Origin of the sequence: Amycolatopsis sp. A1MSW2902, assembly GCF_017312175.1 — a bacterium.
GTDB classification, from domain to species: Bacteria; Actinomycetota; Actinomycetes; order Mycobacteriales; family Pseudonocardiaceae; genus Amycolatopsis; species Amycolatopsis nivea.
Map to the genome: position 1 here is coordinate 8,936,353 of NZ_QJPO01000001.1, position 13,509 is coordinate 8,949,861.

Genomic DNA, 13,509 nt, shown 5'->3' on the forward strand with positions numbered 1-13,509 from the left:
CGCAGTCAATCCTCGAATGCTGTTGATCACCGCGATCGCGCTGCCGGTGGGCGGCGCGGCGGCGGTGGCGGCGTTCGCCCTGCTCAAGCTCATCGGCTTGATCACCAACCTGGTCTTCTACCAACGCGTCGCCACGGATCTCGTCGCGCCGGGCGCGCAGCACCATCCGTGGTGGCTCGTGCTGCTCGCCCCGGTCGTCGGCGGGCTCGTGATCGGCTTGATGGCGCGCTACGGCTCGGAGAAGATCCGCGGGCACGGCATGCCGGAGGCGATCGAAGCGATCCTCACCGGAGGCAGCCGGGTGGCCCCGCGCGTCGCGGTGCTGAAGCCGGTGTCGGCGGCGGTCAGCATCGGCACCGGTGGTCCGTTCGGGGCCGAGGGGCCGATCATCATGACCGGCGGCGCGGTCGGTTCGATCCTCGCGCAGCTGCTGAAGCTGTCCGCGGACGAACGCAAGACGCTGCTGGTCGCCGGTGCCGCGGGCGGGATGGCGGCGACGTTCAACGCGCCGCTCGCGTCCGTCCTGCTGGCGGTGGAGTTGCTGCTGTTCGAGTGGCGGCCGCGCAGTCTGGTTCCGGTGGCTGCCGCGGTGTGCGTCGCGACGGTGTGCCGTGGGTTCCTGCTCGGCACCGGACCGGTCTTCGGGGTCCCGTTCACCGGGGCCAACCCCGGCCCGGCCGCCGACGGTCTCGCGCTCGTCCCCGGTCTGACCGGCGGGTTGCTGGCGATCGGCGCGACCGCGCTCGTCTACTTCGCCGAGGATCTCTTCGGGCGGCTGCCGGTGCACTGGATGTGGTGGCCCGCGATCGGCGGCCTGGTGATCGGCATCGGCGGCCTGATCGAACCGCACGCGCTCGGCGTCGGCTACGACGTGATCGACACGCTGCTCACCGGGCACGCGACCGCGTCGCTGATCGTCGGGATCCTGGTCGTGAAAACGCTGATCTGGGCGCTTTCCCTGGGATCAGGGACTTCCGGCGGCGTGCTGGCGCCGGTGTTCATGATCGGTGCCGCGCTGGGCGCCGCGGAGGGCGGCTTGCTACCGCATGTCGCGCCCGGGTTCTGGGCGACGTGCGGGCTGGCCGCGGTCGTCGGCGGCGTGATGCGGTCGCCGTTCACCGGCATTGTGTTCACTTTGGAGCTGACCCACGCGTGGAGTTATCTGCTGCCGCTCGTCGTCGCGTCGTTCTCGGCGTACGCGCTTTCGGTGTTGCTGCTCAAGCGTTCTGTGCTCACGGAGAAGATCGCGCGGCGTCGGCTGCACCTCACTCGGGAGTACACGACTGATCCACTTGAGACGTTCTTCGTGCATGAAGTGATGACGCACCAACCGGACGTGCAGATGTCGGCTGATGTCGTCGTGTTCGGGGACGACACTCTGCGGGATGTCGCGAACGAACTGGCGCTCGGGCACACGACGCAGGCGCTGGTGGTCGACCGGCACGATCCGTCGCGGGTGCTCGGCAAGGTGACGCTGGCGCAGCTGCTGCATGCCCGGCGGCGGGACCTGCACGAGGAACATCACCGGGAACGGTTGCTGGGCCGGTCGGTCAACGCTTGAGCCGCTGTTTGTCCACTTTGCCCACTGGGGTCAGCGGCAGCTCGTCGCTGAACTCCACAGTGGACGGTACAAAGTGCTCGCCGCCGAGTTCGGCGCGGACCTGGTCGCGCAGTTCGTCAGCGGTCGTGTTTTCGGCGACCACCACGGCGTGCAGCAGGGTTCCGTCCGGGCCCGGTGCGGGGACGACCGCGGCGGCTTTCACCTTGGGGTGGCTGAGAAGTGCGTGCTCCACGGTGGTCGAAGAGACCTTCGTGCCGTGCTCGCCAGTGACGATGACGTCGTCGATCCGGTCCTCGAGGTAGAGGTAGCCGTCCTCGTCGAAGCGGCCGAGGTCGCCGGTGCGCAGCCAGCCGTCGCCGATCGGCGGCTGTCCGTGGTAGCCGTCCATCATGGACAGTCCGCGGACGAGCACTTCGCCGTCCTCGATCCGGGCCTCCATTCCGGGCACGATGCGGCCGACGGAACCGAGGAGTTCCGGCCGGGCAAGGACTTCGTCCGCGGAGATGCTGGCGATCATCGGCGCTTCGGTGAGCCCGTAGCCCTGTCCGACGACCGGACCGAACACCTTGAGCGCCTCGGCCAACCGCGTCGGCGGCAGCGGTGCGGCGCCGAGGGAGAGCTGCTGCACGCTGGAGACGTCCGTAGTGGACAGCTGCGGATGGTCGAGTACGGCGGCGAGTCGGGGCGGAGTAAGGGAAAGCGTAGTGATGCGATGACGCTCCACATCGGAGAGAAGCTTCTCGGCGTTGAACTCCCGGTGCAGTACCACGGTGTTGCCGCAGCAGAGCGCACCCAGAACGGCCGCGTTGCCGGTCATGTGCGTGAGCGGCGCGGTGACGAGCGCGGTTTTGGTGCCGTCCGGTTGGAAGATGTGGGCCACGCCATCGTAGATCCCGCTGTGCCGGATCAGTTTCGGTGTGCCGGTGGTGCCGCCGCTGGGGAAAATCGCCGTGACGCTATTGGGTAAAGTGTCCGGAATAGACGGTTGTGCCGCGGCGAGTGTGTCGAGTTCGACATCGGTGAGCAAGGTCGCCCCGGTCGCCGCGAGCGCCGCCGCCCGCGCCGGACGGCTCGCGGACGCCGCGATCAGCACGACTTCCAGCCCCCGCAGCTGCGCGGCAAGCTGAGTGAGCACCACTTCCGGCCGATTGGCGGCGTCGATCGCCACCATGCCGCGTACCTCGGCAAGTCCGCTGTGCAGCCGCGACAGCAGGTCTGCCGCCGCCTGGTACGTCATGGTGGTGTCGTCGTGGTGGAACAGCACAGTGTCGCCGCCGTCACGAAGTGCGGAAAGGACGCGGGACAGGAAAAAGCTCACCCGGCACACCGTAGTCGCGTGTTGGCCGAGAACGGCGATCGCGGCTAGGTTCGTCGTCATGACCGCTCCGCCCGCGATCGACGCGGACCCGAGAAGCTGGCGTCGAGCCTTCGCTGATCTGCAGGCCGGGTTGCGTGCCCGGGAACTGTGGGCGTTGCTCGCGTGGCAGGACATCAAGCAGCGCTACCGGCGTTCGTCGCTGGGACCGTTGTGGATCACCGTCGGGATGGCGGTCACCGCGCTCGCGCTGGGCGTGGTGAACTCCGCGTTGTTCGGCACGTCCATCTCGACCCTGCTGCCGAGCATCACCACCGGGCTCATCCTGTGGAACTTCATGAACGGCTGCATCGTTGAAGGCTCGGAAACGTTCATCGCGAACGAAGGGATGATCAAGCAGCTGCCGGCTCCGGTGTCGGTGTACGCGCTGCGCACGGTGTGGCGGCAGACGTTGTATCTGGCGCACAACCTCGTCGTGTATGTAATGGTGCTGGCGATCTTCTTCGGCAAGCTTTCGCACCCGTATCGTTTGGTGGACAAGGGATACGCGTTGCTGCACCCCGGACTCGGCTGGGGAATGCTGCTCGCCGTGCCCGCACTGGTCCTGGTCGTGCTGAACGGTGCGTGGGTGGTGCTGCTGTTCGGCGTGGTGTCGACGAGGTTCCGCGACATCCCGCCGGTGATCCAGAGCTTCATCACGATGCTCTTCTACGCGACGCCGATCATGTGGTCGATGGACCAGGTCCGGGCGATGAACCAGACCTCGCACGAAGGATTCGGGTCACTCGCGGTGAATTTGCTGCAGCTCAATCCGGTTTATCACTTCGTCGAGATCGTGCGCGCGCCGCTGGTCGGGCAGCAGCAAAGCTGGACGCACTGGCTGGTCGCCGGTGTGGTGACCGTGGTCGGTTGGTCGCTGGCGATGCTGGTGCTGCGCAATTACCGGGCTCGGGTGGCTTACTGGGTTTGATTGTCCACTGAGGACTGTCGGTGTGGTTCGTTGCGAGGAACGGCCAGGTGCCGGTACTGCTGGCGTCCGCGGGTGCGGGCAGCAGCGAGCCGTTGCATTGTCGCCGGGAGCCGGGAGCCGGGAGCCGGGAGCCGGGAGCCGGGAGCCGGGAGCCGGGAGCCGGGGGAGCCGGGAGCCGGGAGCCGGGAGCCGGGAGCCGGGAGCCGGGAGCCGGGAGCCGGGAGCCGGGAGCCGGGAGCCGGGAGCCGGGAGCCGGGAGCCGGGAGCCGGGAGCCGGGAGCCGGGAGCCGGGAGCCGGGAGCCGGGAGCCGGGAGCCGGGAGCCGGGAGCCGGGAGCCGGGAGCCGGGACGCCCAGCTCCGCTCGGTCCTGGCCAGGCGCGGGCATGCGAACGACCCGCCGCGTACCCAAGCCCGCCGACTGTCGCTTTGTCCAGGCTCGCCATCTGTCGCTTTGTCGGAGCTCGCCGACTGTCGTTTGCGCGAGCCCGTCATCTGTCGCTTTGTCGGAGCCCGCCGACTGCCGCTTTGCCCGAGCCCGCCGACTGCCGCTTTGTTGGAGCCCGCCAGCTGTCGCTCTGCCCGAGCTCACCAGCTATCGCTTTGTCTGAGTTCGCCGACTGTCGCTCTGCCGGAGCCCGCCAGCTGTCGCTCTGCCCGAGCTCACAAGCTATCGCGTTGCCCGAGCCCGCCTCCTATCGTATTGCCCGCCATCCTTCCGCCTCACCGCGATCTCGTTCGCCGCGCTAACCCCCCATCGGCAGCTGAGCACGCCCGCCCGCCGGGGGTTAGCGTTGTCCTAGGGCTCGCGAACGGAGGTCACATGAAGCGTCGGAAGGCATTGCTGGCTATGGCCGTGACGGTGCTCGCGATGAGCACGGTCGCCGCCACTCCCGCTGGACTCACGCCGCGGCAACTGGCCGGACAGCGGGTGATCTACTCCTATCCTGGTCTGACGCCGCCAGCCTCGTTGCTGCAACGAATCCGCGCCGGCGAGGCAGCAGGCGTGATCTTCTTCGGCGAAAACATCTCAAGCTCCCAGCAGATTACCAACGTGGTACGACAATTCCGGGACGCGAACGCGCAAAGCCCGGTGCACCGTCCGTTGCTGCTGATGACCGATCAGGAAGGCGGCAAGGTCCGTCGGCTGCCCGGCGAACCCGTGCTGTCGGAGAAGCAGATAGCCCAGTCCGCGGATCCGTCTGCCGCAGCCAAAGCCGCGGGCACTGGTGCGGGCCAGAACCTCGCCGGGGTAGGCATGAACGTCAACCTCGCGCCGGTTCTGGATGTCTACCGCCAACCGGGGAATTTCATCGACAAATACGGCCGCTCTTACAGCCAAGACCCCCAGGTGGCCGGCACACTGGGCCGGGATTTCGTCACGGCACAGCAGTCGACAGGCGTCGCCGCGACGGCCAAGCACTTCCCCGGCCTGGGCGCAGTCCCCGCCGGAAGCAACACGGACGTCGGCCCGGTGACGCTGAACGTGCCCCTGTCCGAACTGCGTGCCAAGGACGAGGCTCCCTACCACCCAGTCGTCGACGCTGGCGTGAAGCTCGTGATGCTCTCTTGGGCTGTGTACCCAGCCTTGGACGCCTCCCGCCCCGCTGGGCTCTCGCCAACTGCCGTGCAGGAACTCCGAACCAAGACAAACTTCGCCGGGGTGACCGTGACGGATGCCTTGGAAGCTGGCGCACTGAAGTCCTATGGCGGACCGGGAAACCGCGCCGTGCTGGCCGCGAAGGCGGGGATGGATCTGATCCTGGCCTCGGCCCGAGACGTGAGCCAGGGGGACGATGCCGCTTCCGCGCTGGCCGCCGGGTTGTCGGACGGATCCCTGCCGAGTGCGGATTTCACTGCGGCGGTGGATCGGGTTTCGGCGCTTCGGGATGGGGTGAAGTGAGTCGCCCGCGGGTGGATGTCGCGGCACGCGGTGAAGCCGTGCGCCAGATCTTCGGCACCACCCAGTAGCCGACCGCCGCGGTCTGCACGACCGTGCCGAGGACGTAGAACCCGGGCGCGCCGTCGCTGAACACGCCCTCTGATGAGATTTTTGAGTGGAGGCCTCGGCGTCGCTGCGAGTTCAGGCGCTCAGCGTCACGAGTCGCGTGTTTCCGCCCCAGCCATTCCAGCCGACATCCTTGTTGTGTGGCGGGTCGCTCTCGATGCCAAACTCCGCGAGAGTTGCTGCCCGACGAGGTTCTTCGCACCCGGAGCGTTGCCTCGTCACGGCCCGTCCGTGTGCTTCGCTGCGAAGCCCGCCGTTATGCGGCCGCTGTGAGCGGAAGCCTCGTTGTTATGCGGCGCTGTTAGCGTCGATAACGCAGGACCCGTCCGGCACTCCGCGATTATCCAGCAAACAACCCCCCGTTCCGGTGACACCCGGCGGTGTGGACATCGCGCTGTCCTCAGGCTGAACGGGCACCCTTGCGTGCGACCCACCCACGACGGGAGGACGAATGCAAGCTTGGTGGCTCCTGGTGGCCGTCGCCGCGGTGTTCGTGGTGCTGGCCGTAGTTTTCCTGCGCCGCGCCGCCCGGCGTCGCTCCGCCATTCCGCCGCCGAATGCTCCGCGAACCTCCCCGCCAGACGACTCGACGCGCCGCTGGGTCTCCCCATCGGACGACGTACCCCGCCGCGCCCGCCACCGATTGGACGAGGCGCACCCCCTGGCGCGTTACCCAGTCGCCCGGCAACGCCCGATGCGGCATCCACGACCGTCGCCCCAGCAGGAATCCGCCCAGGAACGGCGAGACTCGTAGCGCGCACGAATCCGAGGCCAGCTTGACGATGCCGAAGAGCCGCCCTCCAGATACCTGTGCCGTCAGACCACTGCGAAAGCCTCGTCCTGTGTTCATCCTTGTGGGCGAACGCCGAGGCTCCGTTTTTGTCGGTGCCCGCTGAGATGCTTCCGGCATGGTTCCCGCGCTGCTTCTCATCGACGTCCAGAACAACATGCTGCTCCCTCCCACCCCCGTACCAGATGCCGACCGCGTCGCCGCCGCGATCACGCATGTCCTGGAACGGGCGCGAGCCGCGAGCGCACAGGTGGTGCACATCCGGAACAACGGCACCGGCGACGATCCCGACGCGCCCGGGACCTCCGGCTGGGAATTGGTGCACGAGGTCCGCCCCGGCGAGCACGTAGTCGACAAACGGACACCCGACTCCTTCGCCGACACCCAGTTGGGCTCCCTGCTGCCGGAGTCGACCCCGCTGGTCGTGACCGGAATGCAGAGCGACTTCTGCGTCCGAGCCACCGCCTTGGCCGCCCTCAACCGCGGCCATGAAGTCACGCTGGTCCGAGACGCCCACGCCACGTACGACGACGAACGCTCCGCCGCCGAGGAGAGCGCCCGCGTGAACGAGGAACTGTCCACGGCAGGCGTGAAGCTGGTCGGAAGTGAGGAGGTGGTCTTTGCCTGACCCGGGTGCCGTCGAGCCGACGGCGACAGTCACGTCGATCAGCCTCCGAGCGGGCGATCGATTTCATCGCTGAATCGCAGCGAAAACAGGTGTTGGACTGGGAAGTCGACGCACGCCAATACTCAGCGCATGACGTCTGCGCCTGGCGATTCCGCCGAGAACTCCGGCCGAAACGACGACCGGCACCTCGACGGCGACGTGTCGGCGGACCGGTCCGCCGACACCGAAACCGGTCTAGTCGGTGGGGGAGACGTGGACGTCCGCGGGATCGCACCGGACGACGCTGCCCTCGACGCGACGGACGAGCGTGGGAGCGCGCCTGAGGACGCCACCCTCGCGGCGGCGGTCGATTGCACGGTGGCCAGCGTCAATGAGGCGGCGCGTGACGTGTCGGCCGTCGGCCCGGTGGCGAGCCCCGAGTCCGCGGCGCAGGTCGTGTCGGCAGTCGGCGTCGGGCCGGTGGCGAGCCCTGAGCCCGCGGCGCACGTCGAGTCGGTGGCTGGCACCGGGCTTGCGTACCAGATCGGGTCGGTGGCTGGAGCTGGGTTTGTGGCCGAGATCGAATCGGCGGCTGGCCCCGAATCTGCGGCCGGTGCCGAATCGGTACCTAGCGGCGGGCTTGCGGCCGACGTCGAATTGGTGGCTAGTGCCGAGCCTGCGGGCAACGGCGACTCGGTGGCCAACGTCGACCCGTCGGCTTGCGGCGAGCCGGTGGCGAGCGACCGCCGGGTGCCCAGCGCCAATCCGATGGTCGGTGTCGAGGCTGCGGCCAGTGTCGAGGCGGCGGTTAGCGCCGGGTCTGCGACTGACGTCGGCTCGGCGGCCACCGTCAACCTGGCAGTCGAGGTCGAGCAGGTCGACGGAGCTACTCGGGATGTTGTTCGGTTGCTGCGGCGGTTCGGCGGCAGGGCGTTCGCGTTGGCGTTCGTTGCCGGGATTACCGGGTTGACGACCGTCGCGTTGGTGTTGGGGTTGCTGGGGTTCGCGTTGGTGCTCGCGCCGGTGCGCGGGGTCAGGCGAGGAGGTGGGCCAGCAGCGCCCGTGCCGCCGGGTTGGTGAGGTTTGCCGAGCGGCCGGTCAGGTAGATCGTGCGGGACAGCGTCGGATCGATGACGGTCAGGGTCTGGATGGTCCCGATCGACACCCGGCCGCGCGCGAGGCCGGTCACGGCGGCTACCTCGCCTCGGGCGGAGTCGACATCCGCGGCGATTTGGCGGGCCAGCGGCAGGAGGGCCTCGCCCGCGGGGGTGAGGGTGACCCGGCGCGTGGTGCGGTCGAACAGTTCCGCGCCAAGGTCGGCTTCCAGCTTCCGGATGGATGCGCTGAGAGCGGACTGCACGACGTGCACGTCCTGGGCGGCGCGGGTGAAGTTGCCGTGCCGGACTACCGCCAGGAAGTGTTCGACCTGCCTCAGTTCCACCGGCTTCGCCTCCGTCTCGCCACCGCGGGGGTGGTCCGGTGAACGTACCGCGCGGGCCGGTCGGTGACGGCCGGTTGAGGTAGAGGTGGGGATCACGGCAGCGGAGTTCGACGGCGGGCAGGCGTGGCGCGAAGGGCTCGGCTGGAGGAACTGGCGCGAGGCGGAGGAAGGGCGGGAGGCGTTGCGGGAGGCGGATGACCGGCGCGAGGCGGAGTAGCAGCGGGAGGAACTGGCGCGAGGCGAAGGGGCAGCGGGACGAGTTGGCGTGAGGCGGAGGGGCAGCGGGAGGCGTTGGCGCGAGGTCGAGAGGCAGCGGAGGAGGCGGGTGCCGGAGGGGCGAGGCCAGCAGTGACCTGTGGGCGAATCGGGGGCGCTCCGGACCGGGGGCGATCGGCCGCTGGGATTGGCGCGATGCGGACGATTGGAAGGTCCTGAGCGCCGGTTGGGCGAGGGACAAGCGGTGGTCAAAAGGGCGGGTCGGGGGAAGCCCAGGCCGAAGCGGGAGTCGGTGCGAGACAGCAGCTAGGCGGCGGCACGATGTCACCTTCACGGCGCTGGGACTCCCGCCGCCTCCCGCAGGAGCCCCAGCGTCCAAAAACCGCCTACTGGGCCGTGTAACCCCCGTCAGCCAGGATTTCCACTCCGGTTACATACGAGGATTCCGCCGAGGCCAGGAACAGGATCACATCAGCGACCTCCTGCACCTCCCCAGTCCGTCCCATCGGCACGCCCTCGACCTGCTTCGCCCGCCACACCGGATCCGTCGAGCCGCGGGACGTTCGCATTGGGGGCAGCAAGCCGGGGGCTACCGCGTTGACCCGGATGCCCTCGGCCGCATAGTGGACGGCTGCGGTGGTGGTCATCGACTTGATTGCGCCCTTAGAGGCCGCATACCCGAGATGCACGCCGACTTGCCCGATGGACGCCGAGATCGACGTCAGGTTCACGATTGAACCTCCGCCTCGGCCGGACATCGCCGCGGTGCCGTGTTTGATGCCCAGGAACACTCCGCGGGCGTTGACTTGCAGCAGGCGGTCGTAGAAAGCCGTGCTGGTCAGGTCTGGGTCGAAGGTGCCGCTGATGCCGGCGTTGTTGACCAAGACGTCGAGGCGTCCGTGCTGGGCCAGGACGGCGGCGATGGCGGCGGTCCAGGAAGTTTCGTCGGTGACGTCCAGGCGGCGGTATTCGGCCTGGCCGCCGTTGGCGCGGATCTCTTCGGCCACGGCGGTGCCGTCAGCGTCTTCGACGTCGGTGACGACGACCGTCGCGCCTTCGCGGGCGAAGGTCAGGGCTGCTGCCTTGCCCATGCCGCTCGAAGCGCCGGTGATCAGGGCGATCTTGTCCGCCAATCGCATGTGGGGTGCCTTTCGCTGGTGGGGACCCCAGTCTGCCGTCGCGTCGCGGGGCGGGCCGGATCAGGCCAGTTCGGCGGAGACGACCGACGACAGGGTCCGCAGCGCGTCCAGCAGGGCGTCGAGTGCGTCGGGGCTGACCAGGACGGTGCTGACCATGCTGCTTTCCCGGACTCCCTCACGGACGTCGACGGACAGCTCGTGGATCAGCTTCCCGTGCTGGGTCAGCGTCGCGACCAAGGCGGGGATCTGGTCGATGCCGCCGACGAAGTACGTCGCGATCCGGCGGCGGACCAGCATCGCCGGGGCGGAGGTGTACGGGGCGGAGGAAAAGGTGCTCAAGGACATGGCGTACTCCGGGAGGAAGTTCTGGCGAGGGAAAGAAGGGCCAGGTCCCGAAGCAAAAACCGCATACCGGCATCGCGCGCCGGCAGCCTGGTTCAGCCGGCGCGCCGGGTTACGAGTCGCTCGGACGTCATGAGGCGCAGCACGGCGACAGGCTAACACGCCGCCGCGCGAAGGCAAAAGAATCCACAATGGACTGACGGCTCAGCCGGGCTCGTTCCACGGCAGCCGCTTGCGCAGCGAAGTGGCCGCACGCAGGGCGACTTCCACTTCCAGCCGATGCTCGGCGAGCGGTCGTCCGCACAGTTCCTCGGCCTTGCGGACGCGATAGTGAACGGTGTTCTTGTGCAGGTGCAGCCGGGCGGCGGCGTGCGTGTAGCTGCCGTCGGTGTCGAGGAAGACTCGCAGCGTCTCGCGCAGTTGCTCGGTGCCGGGATCATCGGCGACGAGGTCTCCCAGGACGCGCGCGATCCAGCGGTAGACGTCGTCGGACTGTTCGGTGAGCAGGGCGGCGATCGCGACGTCGTCGAACAGCACCACGTTCTGGCTCTGGTCCTCGTCGGTCTCCGCGACCGCCCGTGCCCGGACCGCCTCGCGCAGGGAGCCGCGGAATCCGGCCAGTCCGTAGCCGGGCGCGCCAAGGGCCAGTCGCAGGCCGCCGCCGATGGTTGTCACGCCCGAGCGGAGGCGTTCGACCTCGATGTCGTCACGTTCCGTGCTGACTGTCCAGCTCCACAGTGTGCGGTCGTCGGCCAGCATGGTGAGGGCTGGACCTCGTCCGCATAGCTCCTGGAGCAATCGCGCCGCGGCCTGCAGTTCGCCCGCGCCCTCGGCGGGCAGCCACGCGACGGCCGCGCAGTGCCATTGCCGCATCGGGAAGGCGAGCAGCTGCTGCGCGGCGTCCTCGGTCAGCGTGTCCGAATCGAGCACCAGCCGGATCTGCGCCGCCCGCGCGGCTCCGGTGCGGCTGCTCCAGCGCCGGCGTTCGGTTTCGAAGATGTCGATCAGGCCCTCGATGACCTGGTCGATGTAGCGGTTGGTGCGCCGCGACAGTTCGGCGAGCACCGCAAGCGCCAGCTGGGTGTCGATGTTCGACTGCCGTTCCAGCGCCTCGATCGCCCACTGCTCGAACCGGTGCTCACCGAGCCGGTACGCGCGCAGCAGCGCCTCCAGCGACAGCTCGTGCTGGGCGAACCGGCGCGCGTACTCGGCCGCGGCGGGCGGGACGGTGATCCGGTCGAGCGGGATGGAATGCGACAGCATGTCGAGGATCGCGACCAGATTCGCCGAGGTGCTGGCGATCATGAGCTTGCGGACCGTCTCGTCGTGCCGGAATTCCGGGATCATCTCGACGAACCAGTCGGTGAGTTCGGTGGTGCGGGCGGCGAGGTCGGCGTCGATGGCGTGCGCGATCTCGGCCACGACGGCGTCGACGGCGTCGGACATGGCGGTCAGGGTAACCACCGGACCGCCTCAGCGACAGGCGAGCGGCGTCGTTCACCCCCTCGGTGCAGGCGGTTGTGACCCCGGCACAACGACCGGCGGACCCTTCGGTTCTGCGGCCTATGGCCTGGGTCACGGCCCGTCCTTACCGTCCTTTCCCACCTGAGCCGCACTGGGAAAGGACTTCGACGATGCACCTCGCGGCGCTGCCTGAGGAACGGGCCCGGCGAAACCCGAACCGGCCGTGTCTCGCTGACGAACACGGCGAACTCGGCAACGCCGGTTTCGCGGTGCGGGTGCGCAGCGCGGCGGCCGCGTTGCGGGCCCGCGGGGTCGGCGCTGGCGACGTCGTCGCGGTGCTGCTGCCGAATCGCGTCGAGTTCGCGGTGGTGTTGTTCGCTGCCTGGCGGCTCGGTGCCGCGGTCACGCCGGTGAACCCGGAGCTGACCGACGGCGAAGCCTCGTTCCAGATCGCCGACGCGCGGGCGAAAGTCGTGGTGGGACACGGTGATTCGGACCTGGTGACGATGCGGGTCGAGGAACTGGCGACCGCCGCTCCCGACGACGGTCCGGTGGCCGACGACGACCACGCGGTCGCGCTGCTCATCTACACCAGCGGCACCACGGGACAGCCGAAAGGCGTGGTGCTCGACCACCGCAACGTGCGAGTGATGACCGAAATGATCGTCGACGCGCTCGAACTCGGCCCAGCAGACCACAGTTTGCTGATTCTGCTGCTGTTCCATGTCAACGGAATCGTGGTCAGCGTGCTCGCGCCGCTGCTCGCTGGTGGCCGCTCGACGATCACTGCGAGATTCCGCGCCGACGACTTCTTCGACACAATCGAACGCGTCCGTCCGACGTATTTCTCTGCCGTGCCAGCGATTTACGCCCGGTTGGCAGGTCTGCCGGAAACCGTGCGGCCGGACACTTCGTCGCTGCGGCTGGCGGTTTGCGGTGCCGCGCCGATGCCCGCCGAGCTGATCCAGCGCGTCGAGGAACGGTTCGGCGTGGTGGTCGTCGAGGGCTACGGACTGTCCGAGGGAAGTTGTGCTTCGACGCTGAATCCGCTGGCCGGGCCGCGTAAACCGGGAACTGTCGGGCTTCCGTTGCCTGGGCAGGAGGTCGCGCTGATGGATCCGCGAGGCCAGCTGGTGACCGACGGTCCCGGCGAGGTCGTGGTCCGCGGTCCGAACGTGATGCGTGGCTACCTCAACCGGCCCGAGGCGACCGCCGCCACGATCGTCGACGGCTGGCTGCACACCGGCGACGTCGGGCGGTTCGACGAGGACGGCTACCTCGTCCTGGTCGACCGCATCAAGGACATGATCATCCGGGGCGGGGAGAACCTCTACCCCAAGGAGATCGAGAACGCACTGCACGCACACCCGGCGGTGCTGGAAGCCGCGGTGGTCGGCGCGCCGCATCCGGTGCTCGGCGAACTGCCGGTGGCGACCGTGACGCTGTACCCGTCCAGGACCGCCAGCGAGGCCGAACTGCTTGCGCATTGCCGGGAACGGCTGACCAGGGTCAAGGTGCCGGTGCGGATCGACATCGTGCCCGCGCTGCCGCGGAACCCGGTCGGCAAAATCGACAAACCCGCGCTGCGCCGGGAACTCGCCGCGGCCGGCTGATCCGAATCTGAAAGAAAAATCCGTGCCCGCAGTGGCGGGCCCGGT

12 protein-coding genes are annotated in these 13,509 nt (G+C 68.6%); 7 read left to right on the forward strand and 5 right to left on the reverse strand.

Features of this window, described 5'->3' with window-relative positions:
• Nucleotides 1-16: 16 nt before the first annotated feature.
• Entirely contained in the window at nucleotides 17-1,561 is a 1,545-nt protein-coding gene (locus DMP23_RS41850; protein ID WP_037817051.1) for a chloride channel protein, read from the forward strand.
• Here DMP23_RS41850 and DMP23_RS41855 read toward each other — a convergent pair.
• Nucleotides 1,551-2,879 carry a class I adenylate-forming enzyme family protein gene (locus tag DMP23_RS41855; protein WP_337824509.1) on the reverse strand — a complete coding sequence of 443 codons (1,329 nt, stop codon included), beginning with the start codon at nucleotides 2,877-2,879 and terminating at the stop codon, nucleotides 1,551-1,553. The genes DMP23_RS41850 and DMP23_RS41855 overlap by 11 nt on opposite strands.
• Nucleotides 2,880-2,937: 58 nt before the next feature.
• Here DMP23_RS41855 and wzm point away from each other — a divergent pair, with 58 nt between their 5' ends.
• From wzm to DMP23_RS41875, 4 genes are all read left to right on the forward strand, one after another.
• The gene (gene wzm / locus DMP23_RS41860) at nucleotides 2,938-3,846 is read left to right on the forward strand and encodes a galactan export ABC transporter permease subunit Wzm/RfbD (RefSeq protein ID WP_337824239.1); all 909 of its coding nucleotides are present in this window, start codon (nucleotides 2,938-2,940) and stop codon (nucleotides 3,844-3,846) included.
• Between the two features lie 821 nt (nucleotides 3,847-4,667).
• Entirely contained in the window at nucleotides 4,668-5,747 is a 1,080-nt protein-coding gene (locus tag DMP23_RS41865) for a glycoside hydrolase family 3 N-terminal domain-containing protein (RefSeq protein ID WP_337824240.1), read from the forward strand.
• Between the two features lie 1,013 nt (nucleotides 5,748-6,760).
• A complete protein-coding gene (locus tag DMP23_RS41870) occupies nucleotides 6,761-7,270 on the forward strand; it encodes an isochorismatase family protein (RefSeq protein ID WP_337824241.1) in 510 nt (169 codons plus the stop codon).
• A 129-nt stretch (nucleotides 7,271-7,399) separates the two neighbouring features.
• Nucleotides 7,400-8,329 (forward strand): hypothetical protein, encoded by a 930-nt coding sequence (locus DMP23_RS41875; protein WP_337824242.1) that lies wholly within the window; start codon nucleotides 7,400-7,402, stop codon nucleotides 8,327-8,329.
• Here DMP23_RS41875 and DMP23_RS41880 read toward each other — a convergent pair.
• On the reverse strand, nucleotides 8,283-8,690 hold the full coding sequence (locus DMP23_RS41880) for a LysR family transcriptional regulator (protein ID WP_337824243.1): 408 nt from the start codon (nucleotides 8,688-8,690) through the stop codon (nucleotides 8,283-8,285). The genes DMP23_RS41875 and DMP23_RS41880 overlap by 47 nt on opposite strands.
• 85 nt (nucleotides 8,691-8,775) lie before the next feature.
• On the opposite strand from DMP23_RS41880, the gene DMP23_RS41885 reads away from it, so the two are divergent.
• Nucleotides 8,776-8,907, forward strand: coding sequence for a hypothetical protein (locus DMP23_RS41885; protein WP_337824244.1), 132 nt, complete (start codon nucleotides 8,776-8,778; stop codon nucleotides 8,905-8,907).
• A 385-nt stretch (nucleotides 8,908-9,292) separates the two neighbouring features.
• Here DMP23_RS41885 and DMP23_RS41890 read toward each other — a convergent pair whose 3' ends face one another.
• The 3 genes from DMP23_RS41890 to DMP23_RS41900 all read right to left on the reverse strand — a co-directional run bounded on the left by DMP23_RS41890 (nucleotide 9,293) and on the right by DMP23_RS41900 (nucleotide 11,833).
• Nucleotides 9,293-10,045: an SDR family NAD(P)-dependent oxidoreductase gene (locus tag DMP23_RS41890; protein ID WP_337824245.1), complete on the reverse strand. Its 753-nt coding sequence runs from the start codon at nucleotides 10,043-10,045 to the stop codon at nucleotides 9,293-9,295.
• A gap of 60 nt (nucleotides 10,046-10,105) precedes the next feature.
• Entirely contained in the window at nucleotides 10,106-10,390 is a 285-nt protein-coding gene (locus tag DMP23_RS41895; RefSeq protein ID WP_337824246.1) for a hypothetical protein, read from the reverse strand.
• 201 nt (nucleotides 10,391-10,591) lie between these two features.
• Complete coding sequence (locus tag DMP23_RS41900) at nucleotides 10,592-11,833, reverse strand: PucR family transcriptional regulator (RefSeq protein ID WP_337824247.1); 1,242 nt, start codon at nucleotides 11,831-11,833, stop codon at nucleotides 10,592-10,594.
• A 188-nt stretch (nucleotides 11,834-12,021) separates the two neighbouring features.
• On the opposite strand from DMP23_RS41900, the gene DMP23_RS41905 reads away from it, so the two are divergent.
• Complete coding sequence (locus tag DMP23_RS41905; RefSeq protein WP_337824248.1) at nucleotides 12,022-13,464, forward strand: class I adenylate-forming enzyme family protein; 1,443 nt, start codon at nucleotides 12,022-12,024, stop codon at nucleotides 13,462-13,464.
• The last annotated feature ends 45 nt before the right edge of the window (nucleotides 13,465-13,509 follow it).

What these genes read in the sequence shown, in the direction of transcription:
- DMP23_RS41900 (WP_337824247.1), bottom strand. Translation starts at nt 11,833, where the DNA reads ATGTCCGACGCCGTCGACGCCGTCGTGGCCGAGATCGCGCACGCCATC.
- DMP23_RS41895 (WP_337824246.1), bottom strand. Translation starts at nt 10,390, where the DNA reads ATGTCCTTGAGCACCTTTTCCTCCGCCCCGTACACCTCCGCCCCGGCG.
- DMP23_RS41865 (WP_337824240.1), top strand. Translation starts at nt 4,668, where the DNA reads ATGAAGCGTCGGAAGGCATTGCTGGCTATGGCCGTGACGGTGCTCGCG.
- DMP23_RS41850 (WP_037817051.1), top strand. Translation starts at nt 17, where the DNA reads ATGCTGTTGATCACCGCGATCGCGCTGCCGGTGGGCGGCGCGGCGGCG.
- DMP23_RS41870 (WP_337824241.1), top strand. Translation starts at nt 6,761, where the DNA reads ATGGTTCCCGCGCTGCTTCTCATCGACGTCCAGAACAACATGCTGCTC.
- wzm (WP_337824239.1), top strand. Translation starts at nt 2,938, where the DNA reads ATGACCGCTCCGCCCGCGATCGACGCGGACCCGAGAAGCTGGCGTCGA.
- DMP23_RS41905 (WP_337824248.1), top strand. Translation starts at nt 12,022, where the DNA reads ATGCACCTCGCGGCGCTGCCTGAGGAACGGGCCCGGCGAAACCCGAAC.
- DMP23_RS41890 (WP_337824245.1), bottom strand. Translation starts at nt 10,045, where the DNA reads ATGCGATTGGCGGACAAGATCGCCCTGATCACCGGCGCTTCGAGCGGC.
- DMP23_RS41875 (WP_337824242.1), top strand. Translation starts at nt 7,400, where the DNA reads ATGACGTCTGCGCCTGGCGATTCCGCCGAGAACTCCGGCCGAAACGAC.